17 protein-coding genes and 1 tRNA gene are annotated in these 20,318 nt (G+C 72.4%); 8 read left to right on the top strand and 10 right to left on the bottom strand.

What is annotated here, in order from left to right; translation table 11 throughout:
* The 5 genes from VMN58_00275 to VMN58_00255 form a co-directional block, all read right to left on the bottom strand.
* A partial coding sequence (locus VMN58_00275; protein ID HUF31625.1) for a hypothetical protein occupies positions 1-217 on the bottom strand: 217 nt, incomplete at its 3' end.
* Positions 218-297: 80 nt separating this feature from the next.
* Positions 298-1,011 (bottom strand): phosphoadenylyl-sulfate reductase, encoded by a 714-nt coding sequence (locus tag VMN58_00270; protein ID HUF31624.1) that lies wholly within the window; start codon positions 1,009-1,011, stop codon positions 298-300.
* Positions 1,008-2,783, bottom strand: a complete 1,776-nt coding sequence (locus tag VMN58_00265; GenBank protein ID HUF31623.1) for a nitrite/sulfite reductase — start codon at positions 2,781-2,783, stop codon at positions 1,008-1,010. The genes VMN58_00270 and VMN58_00265 overlap by 4 nt, the downstream gene beginning before the upstream one ends.
* A 101-nt stretch (positions 2,784-2,884) precedes the next feature.
* Positions 2,885-4,231, bottom strand: coding sequence for a 3-deoxy-7-phosphoheptulonate synthase class II (locus tag VMN58_00260; protein HUF31622.1), 1,347 nt, complete (start codon positions 4,229-4,231; stop codon positions 2,885-2,887).
* A 52-nt stretch (positions 4,232-4,283) separates the two neighbouring features.
* Positions 4,284-5,111: a sigma-70 family RNA polymerase sigma factor gene (locus tag VMN58_00255; protein HUF31621.1), complete on the bottom strand. Its 828-nt coding sequence runs from the start codon at positions 5,109-5,111 to the stop codon at positions 4,284-4,286.
* 218 nt (positions 5,112-5,329) lie between these two features.
* Between VMN58_00255 and VMN58_00250 the strand changes: the two genes are divergently transcribed.
* Genes VMN58_00250 through rsfS form a run of 4 tightly spaced genes read left to right on the top strand, consistent with a single transcriptional unit; the run spans position 5,330 to position 9,065 of the window.
* The gene (locus VMN58_00250) at positions 5,330-6,718 is read left to right on the top strand and encodes an NADH-ubiquinone oxidoreductase-F iron-sulfur binding region domain-containing protein (GenBank protein ID HUF31620.1); all 1,389 of its coding nucleotides are present in this window, start codon (positions 5,330-5,332) and stop codon (positions 6,716-6,718) included.
* Positions 6,711-7,319, top strand: a complete 609-nt coding sequence (gene nadD, locus VMN58_00245; GenBank protein HUF31619.1) for a nicotinate-nucleotide adenylyltransferase — start codon at positions 6,711-6,713, stop codon at positions 7,317-7,319. The genes VMN58_00250 and nadD overlap by 8 nt, the downstream gene beginning before the upstream one ends.
* Positions 7,316-8,656 (top strand): LytR C-terminal domain-containing protein, encoded by a 1,341-nt coding sequence (locus VMN58_00240; protein HUF31618.1) that lies wholly within the window; start codon positions 7,316-7,318, stop codon positions 8,654-8,656. Before nadD ends, VMN58_00240 begins: the two co-directional genes overlap by 4 nt.
* The gene (rsfS, locus tag VMN58_00235) at positions 8,634-9,065 is read left to right on the top strand and encodes a ribosome silencing factor (protein HUF31617.1); all 432 of its coding nucleotides are present in this window, start codon (positions 8,634-8,636) and stop codon (positions 9,063-9,065) included. The genes VMN58_00240 and rsfS overlap by 23 nt, the downstream gene beginning before the upstream one ends.
* 27 nt (positions 9,066-9,092) lie before the next feature.
* On the opposite strand, the gene VMN58_00230 is transcribed toward rsfS, so the two are convergent.
* Positions 9,093-9,165: transfer RNA gene (locus VMN58_00230), tRNA-Ala, on the bottom strand.
* A gap of 87 nt (positions 9,166-9,252) precedes the next feature.
* The gene (locus VMN58_00225) at positions 9,253-12,237 is read right to left on the bottom strand and encodes a class I tRNA ligase family protein (protein ID HUF31616.1); all 2,985 of its coding nucleotides are present in this window, start codon (positions 12,235-12,237) and stop codon (positions 9,253-9,255) included.
* 137 nt (positions 12,238-12,374) lie between these two features.
* On the opposite strand from VMN58_00225, the gene VMN58_00220 reads away from it, so the two are divergent.
* Complete coding sequence (locus VMN58_00220; protein HUF31615.1) at positions 12,375-14,018, top strand: AMP-binding protein; 1,644 nt, start codon at positions 12,375-12,377, stop codon at positions 14,016-14,018.
* Positions 14,019-14,021: 3 nt separating this feature from the next.
* On the opposite strand, the gene VMN58_00215 is transcribed toward VMN58_00220, so the two are convergent.
* The 3 genes from VMN58_00215 to VMN58_00205 are packed head-to-tail and all read right to left on the bottom strand — an operon-like array spanning position 14,022 to position 17,002.
* Positions 14,022-15,029 carry an LLM class F420-dependent oxidoreductase gene (locus VMN58_00215; protein HUF31614.1) on the bottom strand — a complete coding sequence of 336 codons (1,008 nt, stop codon included), beginning with the start codon at positions 15,027-15,029 and terminating at the stop codon, positions 14,022-14,024.
* Between the two features lie 55 nt (positions 15,030-15,084).
* Positions 15,085-15,972 carry a PAC2 family protein gene (locus VMN58_00210; protein ID HUF31613.1) on the bottom strand — a complete coding sequence of 296 codons (888 nt, stop codon included), beginning with the start codon at positions 15,970-15,972 and terminating at the stop codon, positions 15,085-15,087.
* Positions 15,965-17,002, bottom strand: a complete 1,038-nt coding sequence (locus tag VMN58_00205) for a phosphotransferase family protein (GenBank protein HUF31612.1) — start codon at positions 17,000-17,002, stop codon at positions 15,965-15,967. The genes VMN58_00210 and VMN58_00205 overlap by 8 nt, the downstream gene beginning before the upstream one ends.
* A 104-nt stretch (positions 17,003-17,106) precedes the next feature.
* Between VMN58_00205 and trxA the strand changes: the two genes are divergently transcribed.
* The 3 genes from trxA to VMN58_00190 all read left to right on the top strand — a co-directional run.
* On the top strand, positions 17,107-17,859 hold the full coding sequence (gene trxA / locus VMN58_00200) for a thioredoxin (protein ID HUF31611.1): 753 nt from the start codon (positions 17,107-17,109) through the stop codon (positions 17,857-17,859).
* 120 nt (positions 17,860-17,979) lie between these two features.
* Complete coding sequence (locus tag VMN58_00195; protein ID HUF31610.1) at positions 17,980-18,714, top strand: ComEA family DNA-binding protein; 735 nt, start codon at positions 17,980-17,982, stop codon at positions 18,712-18,714.
* On the top strand, positions 18,711-20,318 hold a 1,608-nt coding region (locus VMN58_00190), incomplete at its 3' end, for a ComEC/Rec2 family competence protein (protein ID HUF31609.1). The genes VMN58_00195 and VMN58_00190, both read left to right, overlap by 4 nt.

Here is a 20,318-nt window from a genome sequence, read left to right as displayed (position 1 = left end):
CGGCCTCGGTGGCGGTGTAGACGGCGCTGCGTCCCGCCCCCTGGCGCTCGAAGAGGCCCTCGGTGACGAGGCGACGCAGGCACGATCGCACCTGCTCGGCGGTCTGGCCACAGGCCTCGGCCACCGGGAGGATCTCCTCGGCCCGGAGCGTGCCGGCCTCGTCGGCCATCCCGAGGACCAGGACCCTGGTCGGTATCTCCACGGTCGTTTCCAGCACGACCGCCATCCTCACCGACCGACTGGGGGGCGTCAAGGTCGCGGGCCGCCGGCGTGATCAAGTAGGAGAAGGGTCGGCGGTCAGCCGTGCAAACCACACTCCGTCTTTTCGCGGCCGGCCCAGCGGCCGGCGCGGGGGTCGTCGCCCTCGGCAACCGGGCTGGTGCACGGCTGGCAGCCGATGGAGAGGTAGCCCTGGTGCAGCAGCGGGTTGACCGGCACGTCGTGATCGGCGATGTAGGCGGCGACGTGGGCGTCGGACCAGGCAGCGATGGGGTTGACCTTGACCAGGCCCCGCACGTCTCGACCCACGATGGGCGAGCCGGCGCGGGCGGCAGACTCGTCGCGGCGCAGGCCGCTCATCCAGGCGAGCTTGCCCACCAGCGCCCGGTCGAGCTGGCCGACCTTGATGGCGGAGCAGCAGTTCTCGGGGTCGATCTTCCAGAGCTCCTCGTCGTGGGGGAGCGTGGTCATGACCCGAAGGTTGAGGCCGTAGCGTCGCCGCACCGCCTCGACGGTGTCCAGGGTCTCGGGGAAGTGGTAGCCGGTGTCGATGAAGACGACCTCGAGCGACGGCTCGACGCGGGTGGCAAGGTCGACCAGGACGGCGTCGGTCATCGAGGCGGTCATGCACAGGTACGGGTGGAAGGTGTCGACCGCCCAGCGGATGATGGCCGAGGCGGGCTGGCCCTCGAAGCGTTCGTTGAGGGTGGTGAGGTCGTCGTCGCTGAGGTTGGGGCCCGCCGGGCGCAGCCCTACGGGCGTGGCCGAGCGGTCGTCGTCGGTGAGCGTCACGTTGCGCACTCCGAGTCGCCGATCTCCGTGACGTAGGGGCCGGTCTCGCCGAAGTCGATGTAGAACTCGGGGTCCTCCTCCGGCGTGGGGAAGTGGTCGAGCTCCTTGAGGGTGGTGCCGACCTCGCCGGCGCCACCGACGCGGTCGAGCCAGGAGGCGAAGGTCTCGCCCGCCTCACGCTCGCCGGCGTAGCGCCCGACCACCCGCACCGTGGCCTCGGCCGCGTTGCGGGCCGGCAGGCGGAGCGCCTTCTTGCCGAACTCGATCTCGGTCTGGGCGACGCGGCCGCCGAGGAGCATCTGGTAGCCCGGCGCCGCTCGACCGTGGGCCCGGCGCTCGGCGCCGAAGAACCCGATGTCGGAGATGTGGTGCTGGCCGCAGGAGTTGGTGCAGCCGGAGATGTTGATCCGGATGCCCGGGACCTCGGCCAGGCCGGCCTCGTCGAGCGCCCGGCCGATGTCGTCGGCCAGGCCTCGGCTCTGGGTGACGGCCAGGTTGCACGTGTCGGCGCCGGGGCAAGCGACGACGTCTCGGGCCAGCTCGGCGCCGGGCTCAGCCATGCCGATGGCCTGGAGGCGCTCGAACAGCACGGGAAGCTGCTCCTCGGTCAGGTCCCGGAACACGAGGTTCTGGCGGTTGGTGACGCGGACCTCGGCGTCGAGCTCGCGCTGCGCGGCGGCGAGGGCGCGGAACTGCGCGGAGGTGATGTCGCCGAGGCGGGCGTAGGCATTGGCCGAGACGGTGCCCTTGGCCACCCCTCGCACCACGTTGGCGTCGTCCCACGCCCCGAGCGGGTCGCGGCGGCGGATCTCGACCGGGGTGCCGTAGCCGACGGGGTCGGGCGAGATCGTGGTGGACACACCGGCGGGCGCGTCACCCGCCTCGCGCACGGCGGCGGGGATGCCGCCAGGCCAGGTGGCCGAGGCAACGAGGAACTTGCGCTCCTTGAGGATCCGCTCGCGGAGCTCCTCGATGCCCATGGTGTCGACCAGCCACTTCATGCGGGCACGGAGCTTGTTGTCGCGGTTCCCGTGGTTGCCGAAGACCCGCAGGGCGGCCTCGATGGTGGCCATCAGGTCGTCGCGCGAGGTGAAGTCCTCCAGCGCCTGGGCCGGGTGGGGGTTGGCGCCGAGCCCGCCGGCGAGGAAGACCCGGAAGCCGGGCTCCACGGTGCCGTCAGGGAGGGGGCGGGTGACGCCCACCACGCCGATGTCGTTGAACATCGCCTGGCCGCAGTCGGTGGCGCAGCCCGAGAAGTTGATCTTGAACTTGCGGGGCAGCCGCTGGGCGATGGGGTTGCGCAGGAAGTGCTGGTGGGTGGCCTCGGCCCACGGGCTGATGTCGAGTACCTCGTAGGGGCAGGCGCCGGCGAGGTGGCAGCCCTGGACGTTGCGGACGGTGTCGCCGCAGGCCTCGCGGGTGGTGAGGCCGGCCCTGGCGAGGTCGCGCATGGCATCGGGGACCTGCTCCAGCTGCACGAAGTGGAACTGCAGGTTCTGGCGGGTGGTGATGTGGCCCCAGCCGCGGGAGTAGGTGTCGGCGATGTGGGCGAACATCTCCAGCTGCTCGGCTGAGACGGCCCCGTAGGGCGCCTTGACCCGCAGCATCTGGTTGTGGCCGCCCTGGCGCTGGCCGTACACGCCGTTGTTCAGGCGGAAGACCCGGAAGGCGTCCTCCTCGAGGTCGCCGGCCAGGTAGCGGGCCAGCTGGATCTCGAACTTGTCGATGTCGGCCTGGGCTTCGGGATCGATTCGGATGTCGGTCGTGCTCACGCGGGTTGCCCCCTCGAGGTGCGTACGAGTGGAAACCCTACCTCAATCCCGAGTATTCCGATCAAGTTTCACCCCTATTCGGGGCGGGGGCGGTGAGCCCGTCAGGGCTGGCGGAGCAGCTCGGCCACGCGGAACGCCAGGTCGAGGCTCTGACGGGCGTTGAGGCGGGGGTCGCACATCGTCTCGTAACGCTGGTCGAGGTGGGTGTCGAGGACCTCGGTCGACCCCCCGAGGCACTCGGTGACGTCGTCGCCGGTGAGCTCGATGTGGACGCCGCCGGGCCAGGTCCCCTCGGCCCGGTGGGCAGCGAAGAAGCCGCTGATCTCGGTCAACACGTCGTCGAAGTGGCGGGTCTTGCGGCCACCGGGTGCGGTGAAGGTGTTGCCGTGCATGGGGTCGCACGCCCACACGACGGGGTGTCCGGCGTCGCGCACCGCTCGCAGGAGCGGGGGCAGGCCCTCGGTCACGGCTTGGGCGCCCATGCGGGAGATGAGGGTGAGCCGGCCGGGCGCCTTCTCGGGGTTGAGCCGCTCGCAGATGGCGAGGACCTCGTCGACGGTGGCGGTGGGGCCGACCTTGCAGCCCAGCGGGTTGGCCACCCCGGAGAGGAACTCCACGTGGGCCCCGTCGATCTCGCGGGTGCGCTCGCCGATCCAGAGCATGTGGGCCGAGCAGTCGTACCAGTCGCCGGTGAGGGAGTCCTGACGGGTGAGCGCCTCCTCGTAGCCGAGGATGAGCGCCTCGTGGCTGGTGTAGAAGTCGACCTGGTGGAGCTGGTGCTCGGTCTCGAGGTCGATGCCGCAGGCCTTCATGAAGCGCAGCGCCCGCTCGATCTCGTCGGCCACCGCCTCGTAGCGCTGTCCCTGGCTGGAGGTGGCGACGAACTCCTGGTTCCACGCGTGGACCCGGTTGAGGTCGGCGAAGCCGCCCTTGGTGAAGGCGCGCAACAGGTTCAGCGTGGCCGAGGACTGGTGGTAGGCCGTGAGGAGGCGGGACGGGTCGGCCACCCGGCCGGCGGCCTCGGGTGCGTCGTCGTTGACCATGTGCCCGCGGAACGACGGGACGTCGGCGCCGTCGATGCGCTCGGTGGGCGACGATCGGGGCTTGGCGAACTGTCCGGCGATGCGGCCGACCTTGAGCACCGGCACGCCGGAGCTGTAGGTGAGCACCACCGCCATCTGGAGGATGACCTTGAGCTTGTCCCGGATGGTGTCGGCCGAGAAGGCGTCGAACGACTCGGCGCAGTCGCCCGCCTGCACGAGGAAGGCCTCGCCGGCGGCGACCTGGGCGAGGTCAGCGGTCAGGTTGCGGGCCTCACCGGCGAACACGAGCGGCGGGTAGCCCCCGAGCTGCTTGAGGACGAGCTCGAGCGCGGTGGCGTCGGGCCAGTCGGGCTGCTGCCCGGCCGGCTGCTCACGCCACGAGGATGGCGTCCAGGCGGTACCCATGGGCACCAGCGTCCCCTACGCGGCGGCCCAGCACAAAGCGGGTTGGCCCGGGCTACGCCGCCGCGATCGCGGCCGCGTCCTCCTTGAGCTCGTCGACGGCGCGCTTGACGATGCGTCGGGCGGCCTCGGCGGTGACGCCGAGCACCTCGCCGACCTCGCGGAAGCTGCGCTTCTGGCCGTCGGTCAGGCCGAAGCGCAGCTCGACGGCGGTGCGGGCGCGGGGGTCCAGCCGGTCGAGCAGGCCGACGACGAGGTCCTCGTACATCTGGGCGACGACGATGGCCTCCGGGCCGGGGACCTGGTGGGGGAGGAGGTCGACGAGCTCCTGCTCGCCGTCCTCGCCCACGGTGCGGTCGAGGCTGGTGGGGGTGGCCAGGCGGTGCAGGTTCGCCAGCTCGGCGTCGAGGTCGTCGCCCTCGCCGGAGACAGCTCGGAGCGCGGCTCGCAGCTGGGCCGACCGCTCGCTCGGGAGGCGGACGAGGTTGGCCTTCTGGTCGAGGGCCCGGCCGATGGCCTGGCGGATCCAGAAGGTGGCGTAGGTGGAGAACTTGAACCCCTTGCGCCAGTCGAACTTCTCGACGGCGTGCTCGAGGCCGAGGTTGCCCTCCTGGACCAGGTCGAGGAGGTCCATCCCGGGGGGGAGCGGATAGCGGCGGGCGATGCTGACGACGAGGCGGAGGTTGGCCCGGATGAAGCGGTCGCGGGCCCGAGCGGCCTCTCGGACCGTCCGCTTGAGCTCGACGCCCCGCTCACCGGCCTCGAGACGGCACTCAGCGGCGCGACCCGCCTCGATCGCCTGGGAGAGCTCTCGCTCCTGGGCGGCGTCGAGGAGGGGCACCAAGCCGATCTCATGGAGGTACTGTCCAACTGAATCTCTCATCGCACCTGTCCCAACAGAAGTTGCGTCGTTGTCATTCCCTTCGACAGGGTGACGCTCGTCACCTCGGCGCGGGTCGTCTCGGGGGGTGTACGAACGCCGGTGGCCCGTCGGACGCCCCTGTCCGCGCCCCTCTACCCGAACCGCCACCTGCTGACGCCTCCCGCCGTGGTCGGCACCGGAGCCTGCACGATCGGCCGGGCATGGGGTAGGCATGGGACATGCCCGACGGCGTCCTGCTCCCCGACGAGGCCGTCCGCGACCTCGACGACTACGTGGGGCGTCGGGACGGGGGCCGGGCGCTGGAGCGGGCCCGCCAGCTCGGGCCGGGCGGCACCGTCCAAGAGGTCGACCTGTCGGGCCTGCGCGGGCGCGGCGGGGGCGGGTTCCCCACCGCCCGCAAGTGGGCGGGGCTGCGCCGGGAGGGCGAGGACCTCGGCGACCGCTACGTGGTGTGCAACGGCGCCGAGGGTGAGCCGGGCACCTTCAAGGACCGCACCATCCTCCGCCAGGATCCGTACCAGGTCATCGAGGGCATCGCCGTGGCAGCGATGGCCGTCGAGGCGACGGCTGCGTTCCTGTGCCTCAAGGAGAAGTTCACCCGTGAGGTGGCCGCCGTCACCCGGGCGCTGGCGGAGATGTCGGCAGCCGGGCTGGCAGGTGACGTGCCCATCCGACTCGTCACCGGACCCAACCTCTACCTCTTCGGGGAGGAGAAGGGCCTGATCCACGCCATCGAGGGCGATCTGCCACTGCCGCGGCTGCTGCCACCCTACGAGCACGGCCTCTTCGCCACCGGACCCCAGATGGGCTGGTCCGCCCGCCCGGGCGGGAGATCGGGGGCCGAGCAGCGCTCCAACCCGACCGTCGTCAACAACGTGGAGACGTTGGCGACGGTCACCCACGTGATGACGAAGGGTCCGGCATGGCACCGGTCGCTCGGCACCGACGCCTCGCCCGGCCTGGTCGTGGCGACCGTCGTGGGCGACGTGGTGCGCCCCGGGGTGGCCGAGGTCGAGATGGGCACGCCGCTTCGCGAGGTCATCGCCCGGGTCGGTGGGGGCGTTGGCGAGGGGCGCACCGTCAAGGCGGTGCTGTCGGGGGTGGCCAACCCCGTGCTGCGGGGCGACCTCATCGACGCGCCCGTGAGCTACGAGGGCCTCGCCGACGCGGGCGCCGGGCTCGGCTCGGCCGGCTTCATCGTCTACGACGACACCGCCGACATGGTGTCGGTGGCGCGGATGGCGTCACGGTTCCTCTACGTCGAGTCGTGCGGGCAGTGCCCACCGTGCAAGCTGGGCACCCAGGAGATCACCACGCTGCTCGAGCGGATCGACGATGGCCGGGGCACCGACGACGACGTCGTCCGGATCGGAGAGCGGCTGGGGACCGTCACCGACGCCAACCGTTGCTACCTACCCGTGGAGGAGCGCCTCCTCGTGGCGTCGATCTTCCGAGAGTTCCCCGAGGACGTCGCCAACGCCCTGGCCGGCCGTCTGCGTGGCTCGGAGCGGAGCTACCCGGTGCCACTGATCGACGACATCGTCGACGGGGTCGCGCACTTCGACACCGAGCAGCCGCGCCGTCGGCCCGACTGGACCCTTGCCTGAGGCGGCCGGCGGTCGTCCCGAGCGGGTCGGCGTCCTCGGGGGCACGTTCGACCCGATCCACGTCGGCCACCTCGTCACCGCCGTCAACGTCCGCCACGCCCTCGATCTCGACCGTGTCCTGCTCGTCGTGGCCAACGACCCGTGGCAGAAGAGCGACGCCGTCGTCGCGCCGGCTGCGGACCGCCTGGCCATGGTGGAGGCCGCAGTCGTCGACGTCGATGGGCTCGAGGCCAGCGCCATCGAGCTCGAGCGAGGCGGTCCGTCGTACACCGCCGACACCCTTGCCACCCTGCGGCGGCGTGACCCCGAGGTGCAGCTGCACCTCATCCTCGGCAGCGATGCCGCCAGGGGCCTCGACACCTGGGAGCGGGTCGACGAGGTGCGCGACCTGTCGACGCTGGTGGTCGTGACCCGACCGGGCGCCGAGGCCGACACCCCGCCGCCCGGGTGGACCTGGACGCACGTGGAGGTCCCGAGGCTGGAGGTCTCGAGCACCGACCTGCGGGCGCGCGTGGCCGACGGACGCCCGCTGTCGTGGCTGCTCACCGAGCCGGTGGTCCGCGTGATCCGGGAGCGGGGTCTGTACGATCCGCCTCGATGACCGCGGCCCCGACCTCGTCGCCCGAGGTCGGGCTCCGAACGCCGTCGTCCCGCTTGTCGGTCGACGCCGTCTCGCTCCCGGTGGCCGGGACCGGGGAGCGCCGCTCCCGACGTGACCGGCGGCGACGACGTCGCACCCGCACGGCGCTGGTGCTGGCCGGGGTGGGCGCGGCGGTGCTCTTCCTGATCGGGCTGGCCGCCTTCGGGTGGCGCAGCGCCCAGATGGTGCTCGACCCCGATGCTGGGGTCGCGGGCGACGCCACCGTCGAGGAGCCGGCGGCCACCGAGGCGGTCACCGGTGAGCGGGCGATGGTGGTGCAGCTGGGGGATGCCGGACAGGTGGTGAGCATCACGGTGGTCGCTGTCGCCGAAGGTGGTGAGGGTGGTGACGTCGTCTTCCTCCCCGTCGGCACGATGGTGGAGGTCCCCTCCTTTGGGCTGAACCCCTTGCGCGACGCCCACCGCGACGGGGGCCTGCCCCTCCTGCAGTCCTCGATCGAGAACCTGTTCGGGGTCGGGTTCGGGGCGGTCGTCGCCGTCGACGAGGAAGGCCTGACGGCCCTCCTCTCGCCCGCCGGCCCCCTGATGGTGGACATCCCGGACGCGGTCGAGCGGGTGACGCCGACCGGCCGGGTGGAGGTCCTGTTCGGGGAGGGCCCCGAGGCGGTGGAGCCCGAGCGCGTCCCCGCGCTGCTCGCCGAGCCGGGCGGCCGGGGTGAGCTCGACCGCCTGGTGCGCCACGAGGCCGTCTGGCGGGCGTGGGTGGCGGCCGTCGCCGCCGACCCGGCGGCCGGACCGCCCAGCACCAGAGCCGCCGGCGATCCGGCCGACGTCCTCGCTGCCCTGGCAGCCGGCGAGGTGGGGTACCACCTCCTGCCGGTCGAGGCGGTGAGCAGCGGCCTCGCCGCCGATGTCGGGCTGTTCCGCGTCCGTGGCGCGCAGCTGGAGGCGTTGCTCAGCCGGATCCTGCCCGAGGCTGGGGGGGAGGGCGGGCCGCGCATCAAGGTGCAGGTCCTCAACGGCACCGGCGTGCCCGGCCTGGCCCAGGAGGTGCAACCGGTGCTGGTCCGGGTGGGGGCGGCGGTGGCCCTCACCGGCAACGCCGACCGGTTCGATTACGAGATCACCCAGATCGTCTATTACCGGGACGACCGCCTCGAGGCCGCGCGCGCCATCCAGCGCGCCCTGGGCTTCGGTGAGGTCGTCAGGAGCCTCTCGGGGCTCGACGTGGTCGACGTGACGGTCGTGGTGGGCCAGGATTTCCGGACGGATCGCGTTGGAGAACGGGCGCCGAGGCCCGATGATGGTCGCAGCGGTGGCGCGGCTACCGACGAATGAGGAGCACGACACCCTGACGAACGCCAACGAGCCAACGAGCATCGAGCGAGCGGTTGCCGCCTGCCGGGCCGCCGACGAGAAGCAGGGGTCCGACACCATCGGGCTCGACGTGGGCGGGGTGCTGAGCATCGTCGACTGGTTCGTGATCACCAGCGCTGCCAACCCCCGCCAGGTCCGCACCATCGCCGACGAGGTCGAGGCCCGCCTCAAGGCTGGTGACGGGACCGGTGCGCTGCGGCGCGAGGGCCTCGACGACGCCCGATGGGTGCTGCTGGACTTCGGTGACGTGGTGGTCCACGTCTTCCTCGAGGAGGTGCGCGCCTTCTACGAGCTCGAACGGCTGTGGGCCGACGTCGGCCAGCTCGAGTGGCGAGAGGCGGAGGCGCCGGCCGCGGCCGCTGCCGACTGACGACCGAGCGGGCGGGGCGGACGTACGTGGAGCTAAGGAGAATCGAACTCCTGACCTCTTCCATGCCATGGAAGCGCTCTACCAACTGAGCTATAGCCCCTTGCCGGCTGGTGATCGTAGCAGCGCCGGCCCGGGGTTCGGAATCGCTCGGGGGCCCCTCAACGAGGGTGGCCGGACCGTCCCGATGTCAGCCGGCGACGACGTTGACGAGGCGTCCGGGGACCACCACGACGCGGCGCACCGTGCGGTCGCCGAGGGCGGCCCGGACCCGTTCGTCGGCCAGGGCGGCGGCCTCGAGCTCGTCCTGCCCAGCGTCGGCGGCGACCACCAGCCGGGCGCGCACCTTGCCGTCGACCTGTACCGGCAGCTCGATGGTCTCGTCGACGAGCAGCGCGGGATCGGCCCTCGGGAAGTCGGCCCACACCAGTGATCCCGTGTGCCCCAGGCGGCTCCAGAGCTCCTCGGCGACGTGCGGGGCCAGGGGCGCGAGGAGCAGTGCCATGGTCTCCGCCACCTCTCGGGGTGCGCCGCCCTGCTCCCGCGCCACGGGCCCGAGGGCGTTGTTCAGCTCGATGAGCTTGGCGACGGCGGTGTTGAAGCGCAGTCCCTCCATGTCGTCGGCCACGCCCGCGATCGTGCGGTGCAGGGTCCGGCGCAGGTCGTCGGGGGCGGGTGTTTCGACGACTCGAAGCGCGTCGGTCTCCTCGTCGACGACGTTGCGCCAGAGCCGCTGGAGGAAGCGGTGGACGCCGACGATGTCGCGGGCGTTCCACGGCCGGTCGGCATCGAGGGGGCCCATGGCCATCTCGTAGAGGCGGAGGGTGTCGGTGCCGTACGCCCGGCAGATGTCCTCGGGGGACACCGAGTTCTTCAGGCTCTTGCCCATCTTGCCCATCTCGCGGTTGACGGGCGCGCCGCCGGCGGTGAAGGTCCCGTTGCCCTCGTCGACCACCGAGGTGGCCTCCACGTAGAACCCGCGGTCGTCGGTGTAGGCGGGGGCGAGGATGTACCCCTGGTTGTACAGCCGCTGGAACGGCTCCGGCGTGGAGACGTGGCCGAGGTCGAAGAGCACCTTGTGCCAGAAGCGGCTGTAGAGCAGGTGGAGCACGGCGTGCTCCACGCCGCCCACGTAGAGGTCGACGCCTCCGAAGGCGGGGGTGCCGTCGGACCGGCTGCCCTGCATCCAGTAGCGCTCGACGTCGGGGTCGACGAGGGCGGTGTCGTTCGTGGGGTCGAGGTAGCGCAGGTAGTACCAGCACGAGCCGGCCCAGTTCGGCATGGTGTTGAGCTCGCGGCGGTACCGGCGGGGGCCGTCGCCGAGGTCGAGGGTCACCTCCCGCCAGCCCTCGGCCCGGCCGAGCGGGGGTTCAGGGACGCTCTCGTCGTCGTCGCCCACGACCCGTGGGGCGTAGTCGTCGACCTCGGGCAGCATCACCGGGAGCTGGTCGTCGGGCACGGCGTGGGGGTTGCCGTCGTCGTCGTAGACGATGGGGAACGGCTCGCCCCAGTAGCGCTGCCGGCTGAACAGCCAGTCGCGGAGCTTGTAGGTGACCGCCCCCTCGCCGGCCCCGGTCGACTCGAGCCAGTCGATGATGGTGGCCTTGGCGTCGGCGGTGCTGCGGCCGTCGAGGCTGACGCCGTCGTTGGAGGAGGCGGTGGCGACACCCTCGCCGGTGTAGGCCTCGGGCCACGACGACGCCGGCCCACCGGCCTCGACACCGTGCTCCTCGAGCCAGCCCGTCGACGGCGCGACCACACCCACGATGTCGAGGTCGAACGCCCGGGCGAACTCGAAGTCGCGGTGATCGTGGGCGGGCACCGCCATGATCGCCCCGGTCCCGTAGCCCATGAGGACGTAGTCGGCGATGAAGACGGGCACCGGTTCGCCGTTGGCGGGGTTGACGGCGTAGGAGCCGGTGAACACGCCGGTCTTGACCCGGCTCTCGGTCTGGCGCTCGATGTCGGTACGTCGCTCGGCGTAGCGCCGGTAGCCGGCAACCGCCTCCGACGGGGTCTCCCAGCCGCTGGCCGGGACATCGTCGACGACGCCCGCAAGGCCTGCACCTCGCCACGACGCCGGGATGACGTCGCCCCAGGAACCGGCCACGACCTGGTCGACGAGGGGGTGCTCGGGGGCGAGCACCATGTAGGTGGCGCCGAAGAGGGTGTCGGGCCTGGTGGTGAAGACGGGGACGGACGTCTCGGGGTCGTGGGCGAGGGGGAACTCGACCCGGGCGCCCTGGCTGCGGCCGATCCAGTTGCGCTGCATGATGGTGATCGGCTCGGGCCAGTCGATGAGCTCGAGGTCGTCGAGCAGCCGCTCGGCGTAGGCGGTGATCCGCATCTTCCACTGCCGCAGCGGTCGCTTGTAGACGGGGAGGTTGCCCCGCTCGCTGCGCCCCTCGGGGGTGACCTCCTCGTTGGCCAGCACCGTGCCGAGGCCGGGGCACCAGTTCACCGGTGCGTCGTCGAGGTACACGAGGCGGTGGTCGTCGACCACCTTGCGGCGCTCGGCGTCGTCGAGATCGGCCCACCGGCGGCCGTCGGGGTGCTCGTCGTCGATGACGGCCCGTTCGCCCGACTCCAGCTCGGCGACCAGCTCGTCGATGGGGCGGGCTCGATCTGCCTCGCTGTCGTACCAGGCGCCGAAGATCTGGAGGAAGATCCACTGGGTCCAGCGGTAGAACTCGACGTCGGTGGTGGCCACGCTCCGGCGGTCGTCGTGGCCCAGCCCGAGGGCGCGGAACTGGGCCCTGATGGTGGCGATGTTGGCCTCGGTGGTGACCCGGGGGTGCTGACCGGTCTGGACGGCGTACTGCTCGGCGGGAAGGCCGAAGGCGTCGTAGCCCATGGCGTGCAGCACGTTGTGGCCGGTCATCCGCTTGAAGCGGGCGTACACGTCGGTGCCGATGTAGCCGAGCGGGTGGCCGACGTGGAGGCCGGTGCCGCTCGGGTACGGGAACATGTCGAGGACGTAGAACTTCGGGCGGTCACTCACCGGCTCGGCCCCCTCGGCCAGCGGACCCGTCGGGTTGGGGGCGTGGTAGGTGCCCTGGGCGGCCCACCGGTCCTGCCAGCGGGCCTCGATCTCGTTGGCCAGACCCGCCCCGTAGCGGTGGGCGGGCGCGTCGTCGGCGGTGGGATCGACGGGGTTGGCGGGCTCGGACGACATGGACGGTGAGCGTACCGGCCGGCCCCGACGGCTCCGGCCGAGATCACGGCTGCCCGGCGGTGGTCCTGGTCCCGTCGACCCCTCGCCGGCGAGGTAACCCGCCGGGCGCAGGGCTGGTCGGACAGACCATGACGACGATGGCATCGAGGATCGAACAGGCGGCCGGACGGGGCGGCACCATCACCTTCGTCGGGACGGGAGACCCCCAGCGGATCACCTGGGCCGAGCTCCACGCCGACGCCCGGCAGATGGCGGCGGGCATGCAGGCTCGGGGTGTTGAGCCGGGCAGCCACGTGGCCATCCTCGGGCCCACCACCCGCCTCCTCGCCACTGCCATCCAGGCCACCTGGCTCTGCGGTGCCGCCGCCGTGGTGCTGCCCCTGCCGATGCGCCTCAGCTCGATCGAGGCGTTCGTGTCCCAGACCCGCACTCGGGTCACCAACGCCGACGCCGCCATCCTGCTGGTCGACGGCGACCTGGCCCCCTTCGTCGAGCCGCAGCCCGGTGACCCGCCCATGGTGCTCCTCGACGAGGTGGCCACCGCCGAGCCCGAGTCGGCATACCGGCGCCCCGCCGACGACCCCGACGCGCTTGCCATCCTGCAGTTCACCAGCGGCTCGACCTCCGACCCGAAGGGGGTGATGCTCCCGCACCGCTCGGTGTGCGCCAACCTCGACGGCATCGCCGAGTCGGGCCGGCTCGACGTGGAGAACGACGTGTTCGTCTCGTGGCTGCCGCTGTACCACGACATGGGCCTCATCGGGGTCTTCGCGCTCCCCATGACCACCGGGACCGATCTGGTCCTCGCCGCGCCGCAGGACTTCCTCGCCGCGCCGGTCCGCTGGCTGGAGTGGATCTCGACCTACGGCGGGACTGTGGCCGCCGGCCCCAACTTCTCCTACGCGCTGGCAGCTCGCGCCATGCGCCGCCACGAGGGCCTCGATCTCTCGAGCTGGCGGCTGGGCCTCAACGGCGCCGAGCCCGTCGACCCGTCGTCGGTGGAGGCCTTCATCGAGGCCGGCGCCCGCCACGGCCTCAACCCCCGGATGGTGTTCTGCGCCTTCGGCATGGCCGAGGCGACCGTGGCCGTGACCTTCCCCGAGCCGATGACCGGCATGGAGGTCGACGTGGTCGACACGCGCGTCCTCGAGAGCGACCGCTACGCCGCCCCCATCGAGGAGGGCGCCGAGGGTGCCCGCCGCCTGGCCAAGCTCGGCCGGCCGGTGCGCGGCCTCGAGATGCGCATCGTCGACCCCACCGGCACGGTGATGCGCGAGCGCGAGGTCGGGGAGCTCCAGATCCGGGGGACGTCGCTGACCCCGGGCTACTACAAGCGGCCCGACGCCACCGCCGAGGCCTTCGACGGCGACTGGTTCCGCACGGGCGACCTCGCCTACACGGTGGACGGCCAGCTGGTGGTCTGCGGCCGGATCAAGGACGTGATCATCGTCGGGGGCCGCAACGTCTTCCCCGAGGACGTCGAGCGGGCGGTCGGCACCGTCGAGGGCGTCCGGGAGGGCAACGTGATCGCCTTCGGTGTCGACAGCCGGCGGGGCAAGGAGTCGCTCGTGGTCGTGGCCGAGACCCGGTCCGAGGATCTCGATGCCACCCGCACGATGGTCGCCGAGAAGGTCGTCGACGCCGTGGGGCTGTCGGTGGGCGATGTCGTGCTGGTGCAGCCCGGCACCCTGCCGAAGACGTCGTCGGGCAAGCTCCAGCGCTCGCTCTGCCGGACCCGCTACCTCGAGTCCGAGCTCCAGCCCGTCGAGACCGGGGCTTGACCGCTACGCGGCCTTGATGCCCTCCATGACCTTCGCCCATCGCTCGGGGTCGGACTTGTAGGGGGCGTAGAAGCTGATCCGGTCGACGACGTCGCCGTAGCGGGCCGCGAGCTTTCCCGGGATCTCCTCGGGCTCGCCGACGATGGCGAAGGCATCGAGCATCTCGTCGTCGATCAGCGTTCCCATCTGCTTCCACTCGCCGAGCTTGGAGAGGTGGTTGAGGTCGGTCTGCAGCTCGCCCCACCCGTGCTCCTCGAGCACCTTGCGGTAGGCGGGGGTCGAGCCGTAGAACGCGATCTGACGACGCACCCCGTCGGCCGAGGCGGCCATCTCCTCCTCGGTGGTGCCGGTGACCACGAAGGCCGGCCCGGAGATCTCGAAGTCGTCGATGCTGCGGCCCGAGGTCGCCAGACCCCGTTCGAGCGCCGGGATGGTGTGGTTGCGGAGGTAGGCCTCGGTGGTGAAGGCGTGGCACAGGAGCCCGTCGGCGACCTCGCCGGCGACCTCGGTCATCATCTCGCCGACGGCGGCCAGGAAGATCTTGGCTCGGCCGTTCGGATTGGGCCCCGGGTTGAAGAACGGCGTCATGAGGGTGTGGGTGTAGAACTCGCCGTGGAAGTCGAGCTTGGTCTCGTTGTCCCACGCGTCCCAGATGTGGGTGATGGCGCCGATGAGCTCGCGCATGCGGGCGGCGGGGTGCGACCACTCCATCGAGAAGCGCTTGGTGATGTGGGGCTTGATCTGCGAGCCGAGACCGAGGATGAACCGGCCCGAGTAGGCCTGCAGGTCGTAGCCGATGTTGGCCAGCACCATCGGGTTGCGGGCGAAGGCCACGGCGATGCCCGTGCCGAGCTCCATGCGGGAGGTGTGCTCGGCGGCGAGGAGCAGCGGGAAGAACGGGTCGTGCGCCGTCTCCGCCGTCCAGATGCCGTCGTAGCCGGTGGCTTCGGCCTCCCGGGCCGATTCCACCGTGCGGTGCAGATCCGATGCGATTCCCCCGTCGACCTTCATGCGCCGACACTACCGACGCAGGGCCCGGGGGTGCGCCAGGCGCGTGGGGTGGGCGTCAGCCTTCGCGGCCGGGACCGCGATCCCGGAGGAACTGCTCGAGCTCGGCCGCGAGCTCGTCGCCCGAGGGCATCTCGCCGGGTGTCCCGAGTCCCGGACGGGCGTCGTGCTCGGCGTCGAGAGCCGCCTCGAGCCGGCGGACCATCTCGAGGTGCTCGGGGTTCTCGGAGACCAGCTCGTCGAGGCGGTTGCGCAGCAGCGCGCCCGCTTCGTGGAGGGCCGTGGAGTCGATGCGCAGGCCGCCCACCTCGGCCAGCCCGTCGACGAGCATGGCGCTCGCCAGGGGGTAGGCCATGCCCGAGGCGTAGTGGGGGACCTGGGCCCACAGCCCCACGGCAGGAAGGCCGCCGTCGGCGCAGCGCTCCTCGATCGCGGCCTGAGCGCCGGCGGGGACGTCGAGGGTGGCCCGCACCTGTCCCGCCCGTTGGGCCAGCTCGCTGGAGGTGGCGGTGGTGGCGAGGCGCCCCGGGCGGGTGTGGGGCACGGGCGCCGGGTAGGCGCCGAAGCCGACCACCAGTCGGGACCCGAAGCGCTGAGCGAGGTCGACGACGGCGGCGGCGAAGCCGCGCCAGCGGACGTCGGGCTCGGCGCCGGTGAGCAGCAGGAGGTCGTTGCCGTCGAGGTCGAGGGCGTGACGGAGCTCGGTGGACGGCCAGGTCAACCCGGTGTTCACGCCCTCCTCGAGGTGCATCACGGGCCGACGTGAGCGGTGGTCGACCAGGGCGTCGGTGTCGAAGGTGGCCACCACCTCGGTGTCGAGCACCTCCAGCAGGTGGGCGGTGGCACCGGCGGCGCCGAAGCCGGCGTCGATCCAGCCGTCGAGCCCGAGGACCAGGACCGGCTCGTGGAGCGACGGTTCGTCGTGGAGGGTGAAGAGCTCAGCCACGGGGCACGCGGTCGACGGCGGCGCGCGCCGACTCCGCGAGGCGCACCACCTGCTGCTCGAAGTGCTCGAAGCCACCCTGCTGGCCCATGGAACCGCCCTTGTAGCGGGCGTAGACGCCCTCGACGATGCAGGCCAGCTTCCAGTAGCCGAACGCCATGTAGTAGTCGACGTGCGACACGTCGCGCCCGCTGGCCGCTGCGTAGCGGTCGAGCAGCTCGGCTCGGCGGGGGAAGCCGTCGAGGGCGGTGGCGCTCACGGTGCCGAGCGCGTTGACCGCGTCGTCGGGGTCGCTCCAATAGACCATCAGCAGGCCGAGGTCGGCGAGCGGGTCGCCGAGGGTGCAGATCTCCCAGTCGAGCACGGCGTTGACCCGCCCGTCGTCGTCCACCATGCAGTTGTCGAGCCGGTAGTCGCCGTGGACGATCGAGGCCGGCCCCTGCTCCGGGACGTTGGACAAGAGGTCGTCGTGGACCTCGTCGAGGAGGGGGAGCTCGCGGGTCTGGGAGTCCTTGAGCTGGCGGTACCAGCGCTTGAGCTGGCGCTCGATGTAACCCTCCTTGCGGCCGAGGTCGCCGAGGCCCACCTCGTCGGGGTCGACGGCGTGGATGTCGGCCATCACGTCGACCAGCGACTCGCCGGCGGTCCGGCGCTGGGCGGGCGAGAGCGCCTCGGCGCTGGCGACGTCGCGGACGATGTGGCCCTCGACGAAGCGCATCACGTAGAACGGCGCGCCGTTGACGTCGAGGTCGTCGCAGTAGGCGAGGGCGGGTGCCACCGGCACCTTGGTGGGGGCCAGGGCGGAGATGATGCGGTGCTCACGGCCCATGTCATGGGCGGTGGCCAGCACCTGGCCGAGCGGTGGGCGTCGGAGCACGTAGGCGCCGCCGACCGCGTCGGTGACCTTGTAGGTCAGGTTCGAGTGACCGCCCGCGATCAGGGAGAACTCGAGGGGCGGGGTCAGGCCGGCGACGTTCGCCTCCAGCCAGGGGACCACCGTCTCCTCGTTGATCCCGCTCCTGTCCTCGGCCATGGCCGTCCCCCGTCACTCGCTCGTGGTCGCGCCGATCAACGTAGTCGTCCCCCCGGTTGTGGCCGGAGGGCCGGGTCGCCGCGAGCAGCCCGTAGCCTGAGCCCATGGCCGACGCGCACCTCCCTCAGCAGGGTCGATCCCCGATCGACGTGACCGATGCGACCTTCCAGACCGCCGTCCTCGAGCGCTCCAACGAGGTCCCCGTGGTCGTGGACCTGTGGGCGCCCTGGTGTGGGCCCTGCAAGACCCTCGGGCCGATCCTCGAGGACGTGATCGCCGCCACCGGCGGCAAGGTCGAGCTGGTGAAGGTCAACGTCGACGAGAACCCGCAGGTCTCGCAGGCATTCCAGGCCCAGTCGATCCCCGCCGTCTACGCCATGCGCGACGGCAAGGTCGTCGACGGCTTCGTGGGCGCCCAGCCCGAGGCGACCGTCCGTCAGCTTGTCGAGGGGCTGCTGCTGAGCCCCGACGACGACGAGGTGTCGCGCCTCGTCACCGCCGGCGACGAGGCCTCGCTGCGGTCGGCGGTGGAGATCGAGCCCGACAGCGAACCCGCACTGGTCGCCCTGGCGGAGCTGCTCGTGGCCGACGGCCGCACGGAGGAGGCGCTGGCGTTCCTCGAGCGCATCCCCGAGTCGGCGGAGACCCGGCGCGTGGCCGCCCGTGCCCGCCTCGGCTCGACCGCCGAGGCGGCGGGGCCGGACGGGGACGTGAGCGCCCGCCTCGACACCCTGCTCGATCGGGTCAAGGACGACGACGACGCCCGGCAGGAGTTCGTCGACCTCCTCGAGGTGCTCGGCCCCGACGACCCTCGCACCGCCGGCTACCGCAAGGCCCTCACCGCCCGGCTCTACTGAGCCTCGGCGCTGTGGCCCGGTGACACCGGACCGGCGCCCACCTAGGCTCCCCACCGCAGGCTCGCACCGGCTTCCCCGCACCCGCTTCCCCGGCGACGTCGTCCGTCCCGTGGAGCGCCCGTGCCCGAGCCGACCCCGCCTTCCGGCGGTGTGCCCGCCGACCCCCTCGACGGGGGTCCTCTCCTCGACCGCGTCGGTGGTGATGGCCCCGACCCCGAGTGGCAGCAGCGCCTGGCGCTCCTCACCGGGTCGGTACCAGCGCCACCAGGTCGGGCGGTGCTCGTCGCCGTGGCCGGCGTGGTGGCCCTCGTCCTGGCCGCGGTGGCCCTGCGCGGTGGTGCGCCGCCGCCCCCCGAGGTCCACCTCCCCATGGCCACCACCGTGGCACCGGCGAGCACCGCCACCACCGCCCCAGATCTCGTGGTCCACGTGGCCGGCGCGGTGGTGCGTCCTGGGGTGCATCGCCTTCCTGCGGGCGCTCGGGTGGCTGACCTGCTCGAGGTCGCGGGCGGTCCCGCTCCCGACGCCGACCTCGACCGGCTGAACCTCGCGGCTCCACTGGCCGACGGCACCCGGGTGTTCGTCCCCCGCGTGGGGGAGCCCGTGCCGTCCGTGCACGGCGGAGACATCGGCAGCGGGGGCGGGGCGTCAGGTTTGGGGCAGCTGGTCGACATCAACACCGCCGACGCCGCCCTGCTCGAGACGCTGCCCGGGATTGGTCCGGCCACCGCGGCGGCGATCCTCGACGAGCGGGCCCGTCGTGGCCGCTTCACCCGGGTCGAGGACCTCCTCGACGTGCGGGGCATCGGCGAGGCGAAGCTGGCGGCGATCCGCGATCGGGTGGTGGTCTCGTGACCGACCGCGCCACCATCGTCCTCGCTCTGGCCGTGGTGGCCGGCGCCTGGTGGGCCCATGAGGTCCCACCGACCCTCGTGCTCGCCGGTGTCGCTGCCGCGGTGGGACTGCGCCGCCCCGTCATCCTGGTGGTGGCCGCCCTGCTCCTGTCAGCGCTGCTCGGGTCGCGGGCCTGGGCCGGCCTGGAGCCGCCGCCCGTCCCGGTCGCGGTCGAGGGCGAGGTCACGCTGCTCTCCGACCCGGTCGACGTCGACGGCGCGCTCCGGGTCGACGTGCGGGTGGGATCCCGCCGGGTGGAGGCCTGGGCTCGGGGGGCACCCGCTGGCGCGCTGCGGGCCCGACTGGCGGGGGAGCGGGTCACGCTCGCGGGGCGCCTGCGGGCGCCGCCCGAGCACGCTCGGCCGTGGCTCGCGCGCCGCCACGTCGCCTCCCGGCTGAGCGTGGCGCGGGTCGACGGCTGGCGCCACGGGCACGCCCCGTCGCGCGCGGCCAACGCCGTCCGCCGCACGCTGGTCGAGGGGGCCGCCCCCCTCGACCGCGACCGCCGAGCGCTGTTCACCGGGTTCGTGCTCGGCGACGTCCGAGAGCAGGCGGTCGAGGTCGCCGACGACTTCCGGGGGTCGGGCCTCACGCACCTCCTCGCCGTGTCCGGCTCCAACGTCGCCTTCGTCCTGACGCTGGCATCGCCCCTGTTGCGCCGGCTCGGCCTCCGCAGTCGCTGGGCGGCCACGCTGGGCCTCATCGCGTTCTTCGCGCTCATGACCCGCTTCGAGCCCTCGGTGTTGCGGGCATCGGCCATGGCGGCGATCGCCTGCACGGCCGGCGGCCTCGGACGCCCTGCCTCGCGACGGCGGATCCTGGCGCTGGCCGTCACGGCCGTGGTGCTCGTCGACCCGATCATCGTGCGGGCGCTGGCGTTCCAGCTGTCGGTCGGAGCCTCCGCGGGGATCATCACCCTGTCGGGCCCCATCGCCCGGCGTCTCCCGGGGCCACGACTGCTGGCCAACGTCCTCGCCGTCACCATCGCCGCCCAGGTGGGGGTGGCGCCCATCCTCGTGCCGGTCTTCGGAGGGCTCCCCCTGTCGTCGATCCCCGCCAACCTCCTCGCCGTGCCGGCGGCGGGCCCGCTCATGGCATGGGGGCTCACCGGTGGGATCGTCGCGGGGCTCGCCGGCCCGCCCGTCGACTGGCTGCTCCACCTGCCCACCGCCGCGCTCACCGGCTGGGTGGCCGCCGTGGCCCGGTGGGGCAGCGGGCTGCCGCTCGGCCAGATCCGGTCGGTGCACCTCATCGGCCTGGCGGCGGTGGGAGTGGCCACGGTGGTCACCTGGCGCAGCCCGTCGCTCCGTCCCGTCCTCGCCGCCGTCGCCACGGCGGTGCTCTTTGCGCCCGCTGTCCTACCTCCCGGCGGGGAGCTGCGGGCCGTGCCCATCGCCCACGGCGCCGAGCTCTGGCGCGCCGGCGGGGTGGTGCTGGTGGTGGACGACGCCGACCCGGGCCGCCTGCTCGACCGCCTGCGGCTCGCCGGGATCGATCGCGTCGACGTGCTCGTGGTGCGCCGCGGCACGCGGCCGACGGCCTCGACCGTGCTGATCCTGCGGAGG

Source organism: Acidimicrobiales bacterium (genome assembly GCA_035512495.1).
In the GTDB taxonomy this organism is placed as follows: Bacteria; Actinomycetota; Acidimicrobiia; order Acidimicrobiales; family CADCSY01; genus DATKDW01.
This window is presented reverse-complemented; position numbering and strand designations above follow the sequence as displayed.